This is a genomic window from Paludisphaera borealis, assembly GCF_001956985.1.
GTDB lineage: Bacteria > Planctomycetota > Planctomycetia > Isosphaerales > Isosphaeraceae > Paludisphaera > Paludisphaera borealis.
In genome coordinates this window covers 3,399,391-3,415,264 of record NZ_CP019082.1, presented here as the reverse complement: position 1 = coordinate 3,415,264, position 15,874 = coordinate 3,399,391, and the positions used below count along the sequence as shown (strand labels likewise).

Here is a 15,874-nt window from a genome sequence, read left to right as displayed (position 1 = left end):
CGTCCCGTGGGCTATTTTCATGGCGACCACGTGGAGTGCGGGAGCTTGCTCCATCCAGCACGTCGGCCGGGAGAATTCACTCGCTGGCGCTTCGGGCTTGTATTTCACTCTCCGATCGTCCCGTGGGCTATTTTCATGGCGACCACGGTCAGGTGCCGCGCGACGACTGGTTCTTGACGCTCTGGGTCCACCAGTCGCCCGGCCGATCGTCGCCCGGCGCAGGGGGAGCCTCGTCGTCCTCGGTCGTGGCGGACAGGGGGGACGGCGCGTCGTCCTCGCGCCGGCTGTAGCCGCCCAGGGTCCAGACCAGCTCGGAGTTGTGCTGGACGTCGAGCATCGTCAGCGTCTGCACGGCGCGGAGGACGAGGATCTGGTCGCTCCATAGATCGGTCTTGAGCAACACGTCGTGCATCCGGGCCCGGACCTCGTTCCAGGGGTCTTCCCCCCCCTGCCCCAACACCACCCGGACCCAGCCGCCGACGGCCCGGCGATGGCGTCGGAGCAGGGTCGCGATCCGCTTGCGGGCGGCGGGGTCGTACGAAGGGAAGCACGGCAGGTTGAACAGCTCGGGCCAGGGGCGGCTGACCCGGTGGACCGGCCGCCAGAGCCGCCGGAGGTTGAGCACCGGATCGGGGAGGCCCGGCGGCAGCGTCTGGAGGTTCGCCTCGGGGGCGGCGGCGTATTCCATCAGCATCGTCAGCGCCTCGATCGAGAACGACAGCGAGGCGACGTCGTCGTGGTCGAGGACCCAAGCGGCGACCAGCGCGCGCAGCGCCTCGCCGCCGCGGTTGGCCAGGTATGGGATCTCGCGCGCCAGGTACGCGGGCAGGCGGTCGAAGCTCCAGTCGAACCGGACCAGCCAGCGGTGGATCCATTCGAGCCGGCGGAGGTGGCCGCGACGGGTCTGCTCGGCGATGATCCGGTCCTGGCGCGAGGCGCCGATGAAGTCGAGGTCCTTCTCCATCAGCGAATCGGCGGCGATCGTCTCCGGGGCCGACGGCAAGGGGAGCCCGAGATACTCGACGTCGAACCGGGCGCGGAGCCGCAATGATCCCATAAAGGCCGGCTTGCGCATTCGGTGGATCTTCCGGAGCGCCGCCCAGTAGGTGTCGGACGGGACCTCGCGATCCTGGGTGACGCGGGGGTCGAGGACTTCGAGGACGCCCTTGTAGACCCCTCGCACGGCCATGACCGCGCTCTTCAGCAGGCCGCCGGCGACGACCAGCGGGAAGAACACGATCCGGCCGTGGGAAAGGTAGCGGTCGTAAAAAACGTACGGGTTGATGGTCCGCTGGGCGAGCGGAAGCTCGTGGAGCGGGAAGCTGCGGAACGCCTTGCGGACGTTCTGCTGGCGGTCGTGGGCGACGAGCTGAGCGACCTGGTCGCCGAACCGCGACTGGATTTCGGCGTCGCGCTCGGGGTCGTCGCTGAGGAAGTCGATGGCGGTGAACTCGACCGTCTCGAAGAACCCCGCGGCCTCGGGCCGCCGCGCCGCCTCGGGCCGCTCCCGACGCCCCCCGTTCTCCTCGGATTCCGCGACGATCAGGTCGGGCAGGCTCACCTCGTCGGGATCGATCCGCAGCCGCTTCGCCAGCCACTTTTGATACGCCCGACGCTCCGACTCACTCGAACAGGAGAGCCGGTCGAGCGGGATCGCGTTGCGGTTGTAATCCAGGAGCAGAACGGCGGTCTCCTGGATGATGATCCGGGTGATGTAGTTGAACCAGAGGTACGGGCCTCCCAGGAGGCCGCCGGAGCGGTTGAGGTCGAGCCGTCCCAGCTCCCTCCCCTCGCGAAGCAGGTGGCCGAGGTGGCTGCGCCTCAGGTTCGAGAGGGCGAGGTTGCCCAGAAGCTGGACCGAGGCCTTGGTGTCGCTGCGATGGAACGGCGAACCATCGAGATAGTCCTGGTAGAGCCAGCGAATGTTCCGCAGGAAGTGCAGCTCGCGGTTCTCGAAGAACGTCCGCGCGCCGGTCTTCGAGGCGCCGGCGCGGGGGCCGGCGGCACCATCGACCTCGGGCGCCTGGTCGTCGGAAGCGCGCAGGAGCAGCTCCGGGTCGATGACCCGCTGCGCGAGAATCCGGCCGTCCTGGTCGCGCCGGCTGCTCTTGAAGTTCTTCGTCTGGGCGGCGAACTGGGCCTCGACCACGCGCTCGCAGAAGTCGGCCGACTGGTTGGCGATCTTGCGGAACCACGTGCCCAGGATCCAGAACGCCAGGCAGACGCCTCCCAGGACGATCACCGGCCACCCCAGCAGGTTTTGCAGCTCGTCGACGGACCGCCGGAACGGCCGCAGGACGCTCACCAGGTTGACGACCAGGAAGAGGGTCAAGAACACTGAGCCGAGAATCAGGAGCCGCTTGGCGGGCGTGCGGACGGCGTTGACGATCGCCTGGCCGACGCGGTCGAGGAAGATGGCCGGCGACAGCGTCCCCTGAAGGTCGGCGAGGAAGTAGATGATGTCGAGCATGCGCTGGATCATGTCGCCGACGTAGTTGGCGGCCAACGTCACGGCCTCGGCCGGGCTCTTCTCGCGGTAGGCCACCAGGCTGCGCACCAGGGGCAGGCGGCGGACGAGCGGAGCGTCGAGCAGCCGGAGGTAGCGGTCGGCCGAGATCACGAACCCCTGCCCCATCCGATCCAGGAGCGCCTCGGGGGTGAGCTGGATCAGCCGCTCGACCAGCGCCTCGACGGGGATCTCGCGGCCGATGCGCTCCTCGTTGAGGTCGTCGACGGCCTGGCTGGGCAGGAGTTCGAGCCGGATTTCGAGGTCGGAGAGCGCCCGGGCGGCGAGCAAGTCGGCCTGGCCCCGATCGAGCCAGCTCAGAACCAGCGCCTCGGCGTTCTCCAGCTCGTTGCGGAACGTGGCGATGCGATGCCGGCCGCTCGACTCGGGATGCTGCTCGTGATAGGGCTCGAACAGCACGATGTTGCGGTTGAGCAGCCCCGCATTCTTGCGCACCAGGCGGTCGCTGAGCCGGAGCACGAACAGGCCGATCCGCGCCAGCCGCACCACCGGCATCATCACGCGGAGGTAGCGGATCGACTGCACGAGCCGGATCGAGCGGAGCACCCGCAGCGTCTCGGCCGCCCGGCTCACATGACGCTCGATCTGCATCGCGTCGAGCTGGTACGACAGGAACCCGAACGGCAGCGAGGCCAGAAAGTCGATCAGGAAATGGCGCTGAAAGTACAGCGCCTTGCGCGGCGCGAACGTCATTTTGAGTGCGAATTCGGCCAGCAGGATCGAGCAGACCGCCAGGTCGACCCAGGCGAACCAGGCGCGGTCGGCCTCGCTGAGCCGGCCCGCCCGGTCGAGCAGCGTTTCGCTGATGATCAGGCCGGTGAGCACGAAGATCAAGACGAGGATGACGTTTTCGAGGATCTTCACGCCGCGGCGGCCGAGCAGGTTCTGAAGCCGCATGGCCAGCGCTTTGTCTTGCCACTCGCTGCGGACCCGGCGGCGGAGGCGGCGCGTCTTGAGGATGTTTCGGTCGACCCGTCGCCGGCATTCGTCCAGGTCGTCGCTCTCGCGGCTCATCGTCTGGGCGGCGTCGAATTTCGATCGGCGTTCCTGCAAGCGGTCGATCGAGTCCTTGAGCTTTCGGAACGTCGCGATCAGCCGATCGAGGTCTTCGAGCGCCAGTTCGAGCCGGCGCGCGGCCCGGTCGACCGGCATGTCTTCGAGGAAGGTGATGGTCTCGCTCAGATCGTCGTGGACGGCCTGGACGATCAGGTCGGACGACCGTCGCGCGGCGGCCGGCTCGGCGTTCAGCAGCTCCGACTCCGCCAGGCCGGCGAGTTCGACGCGGCGGACGCGCAGGGCTTCCGACCACGGCTCAAGCTCGATACCCGCGCCGGCCGCCTCGCCGTCGCCGATCGGCTGCGACGAGTCGATTCGAGCTTGAAGCCGCGAGAGCTGGAGCCGGATCGCTTCGAGTCGCTCGGGAGGGGCGTTCTGAACCGTCCCGGACAGCTCTTTCTGGACGCGCCGCTCGATCAAGACGCCGTACATCCGTTCGCAGCGGGCGATCAGTCGCTTGCCGGCGCGGTCGTCGGCCCCCCGGCCGGCCTCCTGGATCAGCGACTTACGAATCCGCGCCAGCTCGACCTCGATCCAGGCCGCGCGGCCGGCGGCGCGCTCGCGATCGAGCCGGGCGGCGAGCAGGCCGAACCATTCGACGTCGCCGCGCATCGCCTCCAGCGCCATCGCCTGGCTAAGCGGACCGCGCTGGGCGGCGGCGGTGATCGATTGGAGCGCGAGGCGTTCCAGGCCCAGCCATTCCTTGAGCTTCGCGGCGACCATTCGCTGCGCCGCCGTATCGGGAAGGCAGGCGTCGAGCAGGTCGTCGACCGCCTGCCGCAGCACGGCCACGCCGCGGACGATCAGGCGGCGGACCTGCTCGCCTTCGTCGTCCATGATCTGGCGGTCGAGGGGCCTGCGCAGCCGACGGCCGGCCTCGATGTGCGCCAGCAGCCGCGCCAGGCGGTCGACCGGGTCGGTCTCGGCGCCCTCGGCGGCCAGCGCGCGGGCCTGGTCGCTCCACGCGCGCTCGTTCCCAGAGATCTCGGCCACTCGCGTCGCTCCGGTCCGCTCGAGTACGGGAACCCTCAGGCCGGGAGGTGCTTCCGGAAGAACCGCAGCCAGTTGCCGTGGAACACGTCGTCGATCGCCTGCTCCGAGTAGCCTCGGCTCGCGAACACGGCTTCGAGCTTCTGGAGGTCGGAGATCCGGATCAGGTCGCGCGGAGTCTGCTCGGTGCCGAAGCCGCCGTCGAGATCGCTGCCGATCGCGACGTGGCGACTATTACCGGCGAGCTGGCAAATGTGGTCGACGTGGTCGGCCGCCGCTTCCAGCCCCACGACCTCGGGCTGGGTTTTGCCCCGGACCCAACCCGGGTAGAGCATCCAGGCGTCGAACGCCGCGCCGATCACCGCCCCGCGCTCGATCAACAGCTTGAGCTGCTCGTCCGAGAACTGGCGCTGGCCGGGCACGATCGCCCGGCAGTTGTTGTGGCTGGCCAGCACCGGCCCCGAGAAAGCGTCGAGAGCCTGGAAGAAACTCGTATCGGACAGATGCGTGGCGTCGAGGATCATCCCCAGCCGCTCGAACTCCTTGAGCAGCTCGACCCCCGAGGAGGTCAGCGGGCCGTCGCCGCCGGTCCCCATGGCGTACCGGCTGGGGCCGTAGTGCGCCAGGTTGACCGAGCGGAGGCCGAGTTCCCACCAATCGGCCGCGTGGGAAGGCTCGACGATCGGGTCGGCCCCTTCCATCGCCAGGAGGTAGCCGATCGGCTCGTTCGCGGGGTCGGCTTCCCACTTCGTCCAGTGGGCGTCGAGTTCGGTCGCCGTGCGAATCCGCCGCAGCAGGCCCCGGCGTTCGAGCAGCTCGTAATAGCCGAGCTGGCCCCGGGCCGTCGCCGAGGCGATCTCCTGGCAGCACGAATCGAGGGTCGCCCGGGCCAGCACCTGGCCGCCTCGCGGTTCGTCGGGCTTGGCCCGGGCCAGGAGCGTCGCCTGGCAAAGCGCGATTCCCGCCCGCCGCATCTCGGGGAGCGTCGTCGTCGCCCGGCCTCGGCCCGGATGATCGGTCAGGCCGATTTCCGAGCGATTCAGCGCGTCGAGGTCGATCGTGACGTCCCGATTCCAGCCCAGCGCGTTCCACGAAAGATCCAGATGCCCGTCGAACAGCCGTCTCATTGTTCCGCCTCGATCCCGCAACGTCCCCAGCGCTCTCGATCCCAGCGAGTCCGACACTGATTGTTGCATATCCGCGTCCGAATGGAACCGGCCGGCGGCGGGAGGAAGGCGCGTCGCGGTTCGTCACTCGATCCGGATCAGGCCGCCCGAGCTTCGGTTGTGCGCCCGGGGGGGGGCGTTGCGCCGGCCGGCGGGGGAGGAAGTCGACCAGAACGACCGGGGCGACGACATGTAGTTGTCGACCACGTAGCGGGTGCCGAAGAGGGCCGCGAAATTGAGCAGGACGAGAAAATAGGTCTCCCACTTGCTCAGCTCGAACAGCCAGAAAAAACCGATGAGCATCACCGTCAGCTCGGCCATCATGCTGAAAAACGGGACCGGAACCCAGCAGGCCACCCCTTCGGCGAGGACCGTGATCCCGGCTACCTTCAGGGCGATCACGTGGAGCGGGTCGACGTCGACATCCATGAACCGGGAGGCGATGAACACCGCGATCAGCCCGGCGGGGACCTGGATCAAGAGCTTCTGGAGCGAGCCCTTCACGGCGAATTCCGCCGCTTGCTTGCCCGCCTCCTGATACGCCTCGGCCCCGATCAAGACCAGGCCGAAGAGGAGCATCTGGAAGGGAACCGTCCGGTGCGATCCTGATCGGAGCATGGTCGTTTCTCGGTTGGGGTCGCGGCGGCTCGTTCGGACGTCCATTCGTCTCACGAATACTCTACAGGCACGACGATGCGTGGTGCAATTTTGAAAGCATGGATTTCGAGTCGCGAAAAGATTAAAAATGAGGACGGATCAACCCGCGGGACGATCGAGGAGTGAAATACAAGCCCGAAGCGCCAGCGAGTGAATTCCCTCGGCCGGTGTGCCGAGTCAGCGGACGCAAAACAAAGCACTCGCTGGCGCTTTGGGCTCGTATCGGGAGGCCGCCCGCGTGATTCCCCATCGCCCCATTTTCATGAGGTCGGGCGTCCCCTGCGGCATCATGCCGATTCGTTCGCGACGCGATCCGGCGAGGAGTGGGATGATGGGCGACCAGGTGAAGAAACCTCAAGCGAACGCCAAGGCGTGGACCCCGCCCTCGGAGTTCAAGATTTGGTTCGGCGCTCTCGCGATGGTGGGCGTGAACGTCGTCTTTTTCTCCATCTGGGATCATTGCGCGGGTAAGGATCTCGGTTCCTTGGTTTCCGGTCGAGTCGCCGCGGCATTGGGGTTTCTGCTCGGATGGGGGGTAGTCCACGCCGTCAGTCGACGTCACGAAGACATCTGGTGGTTCACAGGGCTAGGCGGGCTGTTGGGCGAGGGGGTAGGGCAGCGATCCTTGCTTACAAACTTCACCCTATCACTCGCCGGTGCCTTGGTCGTCTGCTCCCTGTGTGCGGTCACAGGGAGATCCTTGCGACGTGCCTTGGATTACCAGTCCCCCAAAGCCAGCCCTCCCCAATCCGGCCACCTGCTCTACGACGCCGACGTCGACGGCGCAACCTGATCGGCCGCCCTGGTTGAGAATCCCGGCCGGGCTTGAAGGGGTCGCGGCCCCGAATCGAACCGTGACGTGGAGGTTGGCGTTGGCCTGTCAGGGGCCGGAACAGGCGGGGAGCAGGATCATGAGCGGATCGGCTTCGACACTCAAACCGAACGATCCGCCCAAGCCGCCGATGACGGAGGCAAGGATTTGGCTTGCGGCTTGTGGGGCCGTGGCTGTTGGAATCGCCATTGCTGCATTGTTTGACCTGCGAGAGGGAGTCGATCTCGCGTCGATAGCTTCCACCAAGACCGGCGCGGCCTTGGGGCTCATGCTTGCCTGGGGAACCTTCCACCTTGCCAGTCGACGACCCAACGACGGCTTCGCGATCGTCGGAGTGGCCGGAACATTGTTCGCGTCCAGCGGACGACACGGGACCTTCACTAAAGCCTTCGTAATTACTCTGGTCGCGAGCGCCGGCGGCCTTGCATTCTTCTGGCTTGTAGGCTTTCGGGTGCCTCGCGGCTCGATGAAAACCTCCACTCCTCAATCTGGCCACCTGCTGTACGACGCCGACGTTGACGGCGCGACCTGATCAGCCGTCCTGGTCGAGAATTCCGGCCGGGCTTGAATGGGGCGTGGCATCGAATCGAAGCGTGACTTGAGGCGGGCGTTTGGCTTGTCAGGGATCAGAACATCGAAGGGAAGCAGGATCATGAATGGACCGGCCGCGGAATTTGAATCGGGCGGTCAGCCCGTGAAGCAGGTCTCGGAGGCCAAGATCTGGTTCGGCGTCGTCTTGATCTTGATCATCCTGGTTATCGGCTCGACCGCCTGGGGCTTATGCAAGGGATACGATCTCGTCTCGGCCGCCGCCGGTCCGATGGGAGCGGCACTTGCGACGCTGCTCAGTTGGGGAGGCTTCCACCTCGTCAGCCGACGGGCCGATGATGTCACGATGCTTACCTCCGTGTCGTTCTTCGTCGTCATGGCCGCTTTCCAACGTGCGACGTTTCTGGCAGCCTTCATCATCACGCTCTTCGGCGTTGCCACCGGCCTCACAGTCGTTTGGGTGCTTTCTGAGTTCATGCGTGAGCTGATCGCTCGCTGGTCGAAAAAAGCCGCGCCTTCTCGATCCGACCACGTGCTGTATGACGCCGACGTTGACGGCGCAGCCTGATCAGCCGCCCTGGTCGAGAATCCCGGCCGGGCTTGAAGGGGGCGCGGCGGGTTCCTAGAATCGGACGGCGACGCGGGGGCGAGCCCTCGCGCTTCGGATACCAGAATCCGAACAGCATCGATGTTTGTCATGCCGCAATTGCGCGGGAGAGCCGGAAACATGGCGGAGCCGACCATCGCGCCCGAGTCCAACCCGTTGCGGCAGGCGTTGCCGCGGTCACGGGCGCCCGAGCCTTGCGCCCTGGTCCTGTTCGGGGCGACCGGCGACCTGGCGCATCGCAAGCTCGTCCCGGCGCTCTACAACCTCTATCGCGGCGGCAACCTCCCCGCCGAATGCGCCGTGGTCTGCTTCGGCCGTCGCGACTGGACCGACGACGACCTGCGGAAGGAATACGAGAAATCGCTGGCCAAGGACGGCGGCCCCGATTTCGCCCAGGTCTGGCCGGCGTTCGCCGAGCGCCTGGTGTTCGCGTCGGGCACGTTCGACGACCCTGAGTCGTTCAAGAACCTCAAGGAGAAGCTTGAGGAACTCGACCGGACGCATGGGACCAAGGGGAACCGGATCTTCTACCTTGCGGTCTCGCCCGAGTTCTTCGAGCAGATCATCGGCCAGCTTGGCGACGCGGACCTGGTCTACGACTGGCAGCAAGACTCCCCCTGGAGCCGGGTCGTCATCGAGAAGCCGTTCGGTCACGACCTCGAAAGCGCCCGGGCGCTCAGCCGGTCGACGTCGCGGGTGCTCGACGAGAGTCAGGTCTACCGGATCGACCATTATCTGGGCAAGGAGACCGTCCAGAACATCCTGGCGTTCCGGTTCGGCAACAGCATTTTCGAGCCGATCTGGAACCGCCGGCACGTGGCGTCGGTGCAGATCACCGTCGCCGAGGAAGTCGGCATGTCCGGCGGTCGGGGCGCCTACTACGACACCGCCGGCGCGCTTCGCGACATGGTTCAGAACCACATGATGCAGCTCCTGTCGCTGGTCGCGATGGAGCCGCCGGTGGACCTCTCGGCCGACGCCGTGCGGAGCGAGAAGGTCAAGGTGCTTCAGGCCCTCCCCCACTGGAAGCCTGAAGACGTCTACCGCAACGTCGTGCGGGCGCAGTACGCCGCCGGCTCGATCGAGGGCGAGGAGGTCCCCGGCTACCTTCAAGAGAAGGGTGTGCCGCCCGACTCGCACACCGCGCCCTACGTGGCGATGCGGCTGGAGTTGAACACCTGGCGGTGGGCTGGCGTGCCGTTCTTCCTCCGGACCGGCAAGCGGCTGCCGAAGCGGGCGACCGAGATCGCCATTCAGTTCCGCCGGCCGCCGACCGAGCTGTTCGACATCGAATCCGAGGAGGACTCGGCCGGCAACCAGCTCGTCCTCCGCATCCAGCCCAACGAAGGGGCCAGCCTGACCTTCGCCGCCAAGATCCCCGGCTCGCGGCGCCGGCTCCAGGAGGTCCGGATGGATTTCCGCTATGGAACCGCGTTCGCCGTCCCGCCGCCGGAGGCTTACGAGCGCCTGCTGCTCGACGTGATGCTCGGCGATCCCACGCTGTTCACCCGCACCGACGAGGTCGAGAACGCCTGGCGGTTCATCACGTCGATCCTCGACGCCTGGGAACTCCCCGACGCCCCCCCGCCCGACTCGTACGTCGCTGGAAGCTGGGGCCCCGAAGCCTCCGACCGTCTGGTGAAAGCCGACGGGACGAAATGGCGAAGACTCTAGAGCGTATAATCATTGGACTGGAGACAGGGGACAGTTGATTCCGGTGACAAAACCAACTCTAGTTCCCCTCTCGGTGCCGTGGAAGGTTGACAGCGGATGTCCGCGCCTCCAACTGTTCGCTTTTGAAAGTGCTTCAGATGGTCCCACGCGTATTCGGCTGAGCGGCTTCTTCGGTCCCATCCAATTTTCTAATGAAGCGAACGCGACAAGCGACAAAGATGCACATGAACAGCAGCAGGAGTCGGTGTACCATGACATCGAAGTCGTATTTCACGATTCCCTTGCTAGTCGCCTCCTCCCGGGCTTCAGCGATTCTGAGATTATTCAAGAATCGCTATATGACTGGAGCATGATTAACGTAGATTATTCCATCCGCGACGGTGTCGAAGAATTTCAAAGGCGTTTCTGGAACACCTGGCGTCAGACAGGGCTGTGTCCCGACCCAGGGGTTTACTCGATCGAGTTCTCGGATTGGTTGCGGATTCTATCGCCCAAGGCTGACGATTTTAAGCATTTTATGATTTGTGGTCACGATAGCTATATAGAGGTGGTGGCGCGTACATTCTCATGGACGCTCACGAAAGACTGAATGGCCAAAGGCCAGGCGGCTAGAGGTGTGACGCAACGGGGACAGGCGGCGACTGGGTACTCTCGGAGCCAGCCCTCGTTTCCGAGTTTCGAAGGGAAACACCGTATTCAATCCAATCGCGAACGGGGGGCGGCGGACATGGCCGGGTCGAGTTCGGATGCGTTCCTGGAGGGGCAAGGGATTCCCGTGGACCTGCCCCGGATCAACACGACGCTCGAACAGCTCTGGGGGCCGGCGGCCGAACGGATCGGCGGGCCCGAGCTGGAGCACCCGAACGTCACCCGGATCGTCCTGGCCAACCTCGTGGTCGAACGGCTCATCCCTGAGACGGACGGCCTGGGCCCGGTGCTCGAGACGGTCGTCGCCAAGTTCCCCTGCCGGACGATCGTCCTGAGGGAGTCGGACGGGCCCGAGCGGAAGATCACCGCCGAGGTCTCCGCGGTCTGCCACCTCCCCGATCCGGGCTCGCCGCAAGTCTGCTCCGAGCGGATCGTCCTGCGAGCCGGCCCGCAGGCGCTCGACCTGATCCCCGGGGCGGTCCGCCCGCTGCTGGAAGCCGACCTCCCGCTCATCCTCTGGTGGACGACCGACCCGACCTTGCACGAACGGCTGTTCCACAATCTGGGCGAGGAGAGCTCGCGGATTCTCCTCGACCTGCCCGACCCCGGCGCGTCGGCCGCGGCGATCAAGCTGGGCCTGGACCCCGCGATCAGCTCGTGCAGTCGCGACTCCGTCTGGTACGGCCTGGCCCACTGGCGCGAGCTGATCGCCCGGTTCTTCGACTCGGCCGACCACCTGGAAACCCTCCGTCGCATCGACTCGGTCCAGATCGAGGCTCTCTCGCCCGACGCCTCCACGCCTCCTCGCCTCGCGCTCTGGCTGGCCTCGTGGCTGGCCGGTCAGCTCGACTGGAAGACCCGGGGCGAGCCGTCGCTCGAAGCGACCGATTCCGGCAGCCGCCTCCGCGCGGATTTCGAGGGTCCGGCGGGGCCGCTGGGGGTCGAGGTCCGCACCAGGCCGTTCGCCGACCCGCGTCCGTTGTACCCCCGGCTGCTGAGCGTGACGATCACCGCCCGCGGAAAAGACGGTCTCGAAACGTTCCGGCTCTGCCGCCCGTCGGCCGAGTCGCCCGACATCGAGATCCACGCCGACTCTCCCGATTACTGCCGGCTGCCGAGCACGGTGTACGCCGAGTGCCTCGAACCCGCCCGCCGCGCCGCCGCCGCGCTCGAGCTGTCGCGGTTCGATCCGCCGTTCGAGAAGGCGTTGCCGTTTTTGCTCTGGCTTCTCGAATCCGCTGATCGCGGCCGTTCTTGACGCCCCGGCCCGTTTCGGCCTTTCGTTTGCTATACTTCGGAGTAGGCGACGGTCAAAATCGTCGTCGTCATGAAGTCCAGGTCGAACCGAACGGGAACCAGGTCGATGTCCAACCCGGAATTCGAGTTCATCAAGATGAGCATGGTCGGCGACGTGGCGGTCGTCGAGGTGCTGGCCAAGGAACTGCGCTTCCCCAACCAGGCCGAGGAGCTTTCCTACGAGCTTGGGCTGGTCGTCGCCCAGGAGTGGGCCGCGAAGACGCTCGTCAACCTGAGCCGAACGCACTTCATCGGCAGCACCGCCTTCGCGGTGTTCTTCAGGCTCGTCGCCAAGGCCAAGGAACAGGCTCGCTCGGTCAAATTCTGCGGCATGACCGAAGACGTCCGCATCGGCGCCGACATCATCGGCCTCGATAAGCTGGCGGAAATCTACGATACCGAGGACGAAGCCCTCGAATCCTTCACCCAGAATCCCGACGCCCCCGCGTTCGAATCCTGACGTCGCCTCAGTCGTGACTGTGACTGTGACTGTGACCGTGGCCATGTTCGTGGTCGCCGTGCGGATGCGGATGTGGGTGCGAGTGGCCTTCGGCCTCGGCTTCGCCCTCGTGAAGGATTGACGACGCCGACGCCAGGACGAGCCGGCCGGTTTCGACGCCCTTGGTGCCGATCAGGTCGTCGGCCAGCTTGCGGACCATCTTGGTGCGGCCGCGCAGGAGGATCACTTCGAGGCAGCGGCGGGCGTCGAGGTGGACGTGGGTGGTGGTCACGACCGCGTTGATCTGCTCGTGTTGGAGGTCGGTGAGCCGCTCGGCGACCCGTCCGGCGTGGTGGTCGTAGATCAGGGTGACGACGCCCATGGCGTCGCTGGTCTCCTCATCGACGGCCTCTTCGATCAACGCGGCGCGGATCAAGCCGCGGACGGCCTCGCTGCGATTCGGGTAGCGGTGCTTTTCGCAATAGACGTCGAACCGCTTGAGCAGCTCGCCGCCGATCGCCACGCTGAACCTCGTCAGGACGTCTTTCACGGCTCGTTTCTCCCCGTGGTCGAACCGGCTCGAAGCACGTCGACCCACGCGCCGTGGTCGGCGGCGCTGGCGACGGCCGCGTCAAGGAACGCCATCACGGCGAGGCCGTCGCCGATCCCCGGGTGATCGTAGGGCGTCGGCGCGTCTTCGCCTCGCCGCCTGCGGATCGTCCATTCGAGCGTCCGGTGCAGGTTGGCGAGCGCCTCGTGGAAGCCCTCGGGATGGCCCTGGGGGAGGCGGAGGTACGGCTTGATCGAAGCCGGCATGTACCGGTAGTCGGCCCCTGCTCGGTAGATCTGGACCGTGTGGTCGGCCTCAAAGAATTCGAGCTGGTCGAAGTGGGTGTGCCGCCAGGAGAGCGTGCCGGCCGTGCCGATGATCCGGAAGCCGTTGTCGTTCTGGGCGCCGATCGTGATCTGCGACGCCGTGATCGTGGCGATCGCGCCGTTGTTCAGCTCGGCCAGAACCGTGAAATCGTCGTCGAGCGCCCGGCCGGGGACGATCGACTTCATCCGGGCCGACAGCTTCACGGCGCGAAGGCCGGCGACGAACCGGACGAACTCATAGGCGTGCGAGCCGATGTCGCCGCCGCATCCCGACGCCCCGGCCTGGGCGGGGTCGGTCCGCCACGACGCCTGCTTGTTCCCCTCTTCTTCCCGCCGCGACGCCAGCCAACCCTGCGGATACCAGGCCTCGACCTTGCGGATCTCGCCGATCCGGCCGTCGCGCACCAGCTCGCGGGCCAGCATGACCATCGGATAGCCGGTGTAGGTATGGGCGACGATGAACGGGATCTCGGCGGCCTTGACCGTCGCGTGAAGCCGGCGGGCCTCGTCGAGGTTCGTGGTCAGCGGCTTCTCGCAGAGGACCGCGATTCCCGCCTGGGCGGCGGCCTCGGCGGGGCCGAAATGGGCGTCGTTGGGCGTGACGATCGTCAGATAGTCGATCCGCTGGTCGTCCGGCAGGGCGGATTCGGCCTCGACCAGACTGCTCCAATCGGGATACCCGCGCGTGAAGAACAGCTCGTCGGCCGAAGCCAGCGACTCGTCGGCCCTGCTCCGCAGCGCGCCGGCGGTCAACTCGGCCGAGTTGTCCATCAAGATCGCCCGCCGGTGCGGCGCCCCGAAGAAACTCGCCGGCCCGCCTCCTCCCACCATCCCGACTCGCATCTTGCATCGTTTCATCGCAACGACCTTCCGGCGACGACGCCCCGGGCGATTCCCCTCGGCCCGCCGATCGACGCGCCGGCGTCGCCCCCGGGCCCGCCTCGTTGAGCCTAGCTTGGCAGCCGGACGAGCCGCAAGAGGAGACCCGGGGGCGCGGCCGATCGATGTCCGGCCTTCCTGTTCCGCCTGCCAGCTTTAAGGGCGAATTCCAGGCAGGCTCTGAATCCAATCCAGTGTGTTGAAGGTTTCGTCGAACGCCCAGCCCGCGAGACTGCATCTCGCCGTGAACGATTTAGAGGCGGTGTTCCCTGTTCTCCATTGGCGTCCTGGAATCGCGTCCAGCGAGTCGAATTCAGTCAACACGATATCGCAGCCCGCCGCGTTGGGTCGCTTTCCGCCCAAGGGCCACCAAAATCTGAGTTGGTCACGCCATTCTCCGTAGAATTCTTGGACTTCCGCGTCTTCCGGCGGCGCATTCACCAGCTCCTTGGAAAGGACGCGGGCGACCACGGCCTCGACTCTCGGAGATTGATCCGGATGGTGGAAAATCACGCATACGGAGTTGCCCGCTCGCCAATACCCGCTGCCAGGGAGAGCGGACGCGAACCAGGCCACCGAGTTCGGATCCCGCCCGCACTGGTCCACGAGATGCCTTAGTTCCCCGGCGGGGGCGGGTCCCCCGGCGGGCGACAGTTTTGCCAGAAGATGTGAGTAATCTTTCACGTAGTTTGCTCCTTTGATATTGGCTCATAAAGGATTCCAGGGTGATGGCCGTGAATCCTTCGCGGGCCGAGGGACCGGCCTCTTATTGTAGCCGGGGTCTGTGGCCCCGGGACGTGCGCCGAGGGATTACTTCAGGCCAGCCGGCCTCACAGAGGCCAGCTACAACAGGCCGGCCCTGAGTGAATTTCCCGTCACCTTGAAACCCATCGGGAGCCTGAATGTTTTGCTCACTGCGTGAAGGTGTCGAGCCGGGCGATGCATCAACCGCCGCTCCTTTGGAATCGTGGCCGGTTCAAGCGGACTGAATCGCTCGCCGGAGGCGTCCGGAGCGCCGCCAAGGGCCGATTCGATCGAACGGCAGACCTCTCGACGCACGGGCGGCTCAGGATTCCATCAACGCCTTGAGGGCGTGGAGATCGCTCTGCACCCACTCGGCGTCGGCCGCGAACGCCTCGTCGCTCATGCCCGGCGTCTGGAAGAGGGTCAGGGTGACTTCGCTGCCGGTCCCGTTTGCGACGACGCGCAAGGGAATCCGGATCTCGACGCCCGGCGCCACGGTGACGACGTGGTCGAGGACGCCGAACTCGTTGGGGGGCGAGAAGCGAATCCGGATCGGCCCCTCGGGCCCTTGGGCCGTCCAGTCGTCGCCCGAGTTCTCCACCCCCGACGCCAGGCCGGACGCCCAGAGCGGGAAATTCGTCGGCTCCGCGGTGAAGTCGTAGACCTCGCGCCAGTTGCAATCGATGGAAACGCTGATGAGTCTGGCGGCGTACGTCGTCATTCCGTCCTCCTGACGAGTTCTTGCATCCATGGCGGATGTTTGAAGCCGAGCCCCGTGGTTCAGACAGGCTACGGCGGTCGACGCGTCGGATCAAGGGGCACGAGCGAGGTGTTCGGGGCCGCCCTGTTTGGAAGCGCCGGTTGAGCGCCGGTCGGCTCTTGGACGGACTCCAGGCGGCGGCTATATTGGCGTTCCTCATCGCGAGCCGCCGGG

Annotated in this window: 12 protein-coding genes and 1 pseudogene; 7 read left to right on the top strand and 6 right to left on the bottom strand. The window is 66.1% G+C overall.

From position 1 onward, the window contains the following. Positions 1–148 precede the first annotated feature (148 nt). The 3 genes from BSF38_RS13215 to BSF38_RS13205 all read right to left on the bottom strand — a co-directional run bounded on the left by BSF38_RS13215 (position 149) and on the right by BSF38_RS13205 (position 6,357). Positions 149–4,576, bottom strand: coding sequence for an ion transporter (locus tag BSF38_RS13215; protein ID WP_076346298.1), 4,428 nt, complete (start codon positions 4,574–4,576; stop codon positions 149–151). A gap of 35 nt (positions 4,577–4,611) precedes the next feature. Beyond that, on the bottom strand, positions 4,612–5,700 hold the full coding sequence (locus BSF38_RS13210) for a dipeptidase (RefSeq protein WP_076346296.1): 1,089 nt from the start codon (positions 5,698–5,700) through the stop codon (positions 4,612–4,614). 123 nt (positions 5,701–5,823) lie between these two features. Continuing rightward, positions 5,824–6,357, bottom strand: a complete 534-nt coding sequence (locus tag BSF38_RS13205) for a hypothetical protein (protein WP_145952114.1) — start codon at positions 6,355–6,357, stop codon at positions 5,824–5,826. A 370-nt stretch (positions 6,358–6,727) separates the two neighbouring features. On the opposite strand from BSF38_RS13205, the gene BSF38_RS13200 reads away from it, so the two are divergent. The 7 genes from BSF38_RS13200 (at position 6,728) to BSF38_RS13170 (ending at position 12,462) form a co-directional block, all read left to right on the top strand. Continuing rightward, positions 6,728–7,189 (top strand): hypothetical protein, encoded by a 462-nt coding sequence (locus BSF38_RS13200; RefSeq protein ID WP_145952113.1) that lies wholly within the window; start codon positions 6,728–6,730, stop codon positions 7,187–7,189. Between the two features lie 118 nt (positions 7,190–7,307). After that, positions 7,308–7,760 (top strand): hypothetical protein, encoded by a 453-nt coding sequence (locus tag BSF38_RS13195; protein ID WP_145952112.1) that lies wholly within the window; start codon positions 7,308–7,310, stop codon positions 7,758–7,760. 120 nt (positions 7,761–7,880) lie between these two features. Next, the gene (locus BSF38_RS13190; protein WP_076346288.1) at positions 7,881–8,345 is read left to right on the top strand and encodes a hypothetical protein; all 465 of its coding nucleotides are present in this window, start codon (positions 7,881–7,883) and stop codon (positions 8,343–8,345) included. A gap of 159 nt (positions 8,346–8,504) precedes the next feature. Next, positions 8,505–10,058, top strand: a complete 1,554-nt coding sequence (zwf, locus tag BSF38_RS13185; protein ID WP_076350850.1) for a glucose-6-phosphate dehydrogenase — start codon at positions 8,505–8,507, stop codon at positions 10,056–10,058. Positions 10,059–10,092: 34 nt separating this feature from the next. After that, positions 10,093–10,647, top strand: coding sequence for a hypothetical protein (locus BSF38_RS13180; protein ID WP_145952111.1), 555 nt, complete (start codon positions 10,093–10,095; stop codon positions 10,645–10,647). A 138-nt stretch (positions 10,648–10,785) separates the two neighbouring features. Continuing rightward, positions 10,786–11,964: a glucose-6-phosphate dehydrogenase assembly protein OpcA gene (locus BSF38_RS13175; RefSeq protein WP_076346284.1), complete on the top strand. Its 1,179-nt coding sequence runs from the start codon at positions 10,786–10,788 to the stop codon at positions 11,962–11,964. 105 nt (positions 11,965–12,069) lie between these two features. Then, positions 12,070–12,462: an STAS domain-containing protein gene (locus BSF38_RS13170; protein WP_076346282.1), complete on the top strand. Its 393-nt coding sequence runs from the start codon at positions 12,070–12,072 to the stop codon at positions 12,460–12,462. A 109-nt stretch (positions 12,463–12,571) separates the two neighbouring features. On the opposite strand, the pseudogene nikR reads toward BSF38_RS13170, so the two are convergent. The 3 genes and pseudogenes from nikR to BSF38_RS13155 all read right to left on the bottom strand — a co-directional run. Further along, positions 12,572–12,979: pseudogene (gene nikR / locus BSF38_RS13165) on the bottom strand (nickel-responsive transcriptional regulator NikR); the annotation flags it as partial. Between the two features lie 8 nt (positions 12,980–12,987). Continuing rightward, on the bottom strand, positions 12,988–14,175 hold the full coding sequence (locus BSF38_RS13160; RefSeq protein WP_076346278.1) for a Gfo/Idh/MocA family protein: 1,188 nt from the start codon (positions 14,173–14,175) through the stop codon (positions 12,988–12,990). Between the two features lie 1,087 nt (positions 14,176–15,262). Next, positions 15,263–15,661, bottom strand: a complete 399-nt coding sequence (locus tag BSF38_RS13155) for an SRPBCC family protein (RefSeq protein WP_076346276.1) — start codon at positions 15,659–15,661, stop codon at positions 15,263–15,265. Positions 15,662–15,874: the final 213 nt, after the last annotated feature.

Excerpts from the sequence above, each read along its gene's own strand:
- BSF38_RS13160 (WP_076346278.1), bottom strand. The coding sequence starts at position 14,175 with ATGAAACGATGCAAGATGCGAGTCGGGATGGTGGGAGGAGGCGGGCCG.
- BSF38_RS13170 (WP_076346282.1), top strand. The coding sequence starts at position 12,070 with ATGTCCAACCCGGAATTCGAGTTCATCAAGATGAGCATGGTCGGCGAC.
- BSF38_RS13205 (WP_145952114.1), bottom strand. The coding sequence starts at position 6,357 with ATGCTCCGATCAGGATCGCACCGGACGGTTCCCTTCCAGATGCTCCTC.
- BSF38_RS13175 (WP_076346284.1), top strand. The coding sequence starts at position 10,786 with ATGGCCGGGTCGAGTTCGGATGCGTTCCTGGAGGGGCAAGGGATTCCC.
- BSF38_RS13200 (WP_145952113.1), top strand. The coding sequence starts at position 6,728 with ATGGGCGACCAGGTGAAGAAACCTCAAGCGAACGCCAAGGCGTGGACC.
- zwf (WP_076350850.1), top strand. The coding sequence starts at position 8,505 with ATGGCGGAGCCGACCATCGCGCCCGAGTCCAACCCGTTGCGGCAGGCG.
- BSF38_RS13210 (WP_076346296.1), bottom strand. The coding sequence starts at position 5,700 with ATGAGACGGCTGTTCGACGGGCATCTGGATCTTTCGTGGAACGCGCTG.
- BSF38_RS13195 (WP_145952112.1), top strand. The coding sequence starts at position 7,308 with ATGAGCGGATCGGCTTCGACACTCAAACCGAACGATCCGCCCAAGCCG.
- BSF38_RS13155 (WP_076346276.1), bottom strand. The coding sequence starts at position 15,661 with ATGACGACGTACGCCGCCAGACTCATCAGCGTTTCCATCGATTGCAAC.
- BSF38_RS13190 (WP_076346288.1), top strand. The coding sequence starts at position 7,881 with ATGAATGGACCGGCCGCGGAATTTGAATCGGGCGGTCAGCCCGTGAAG.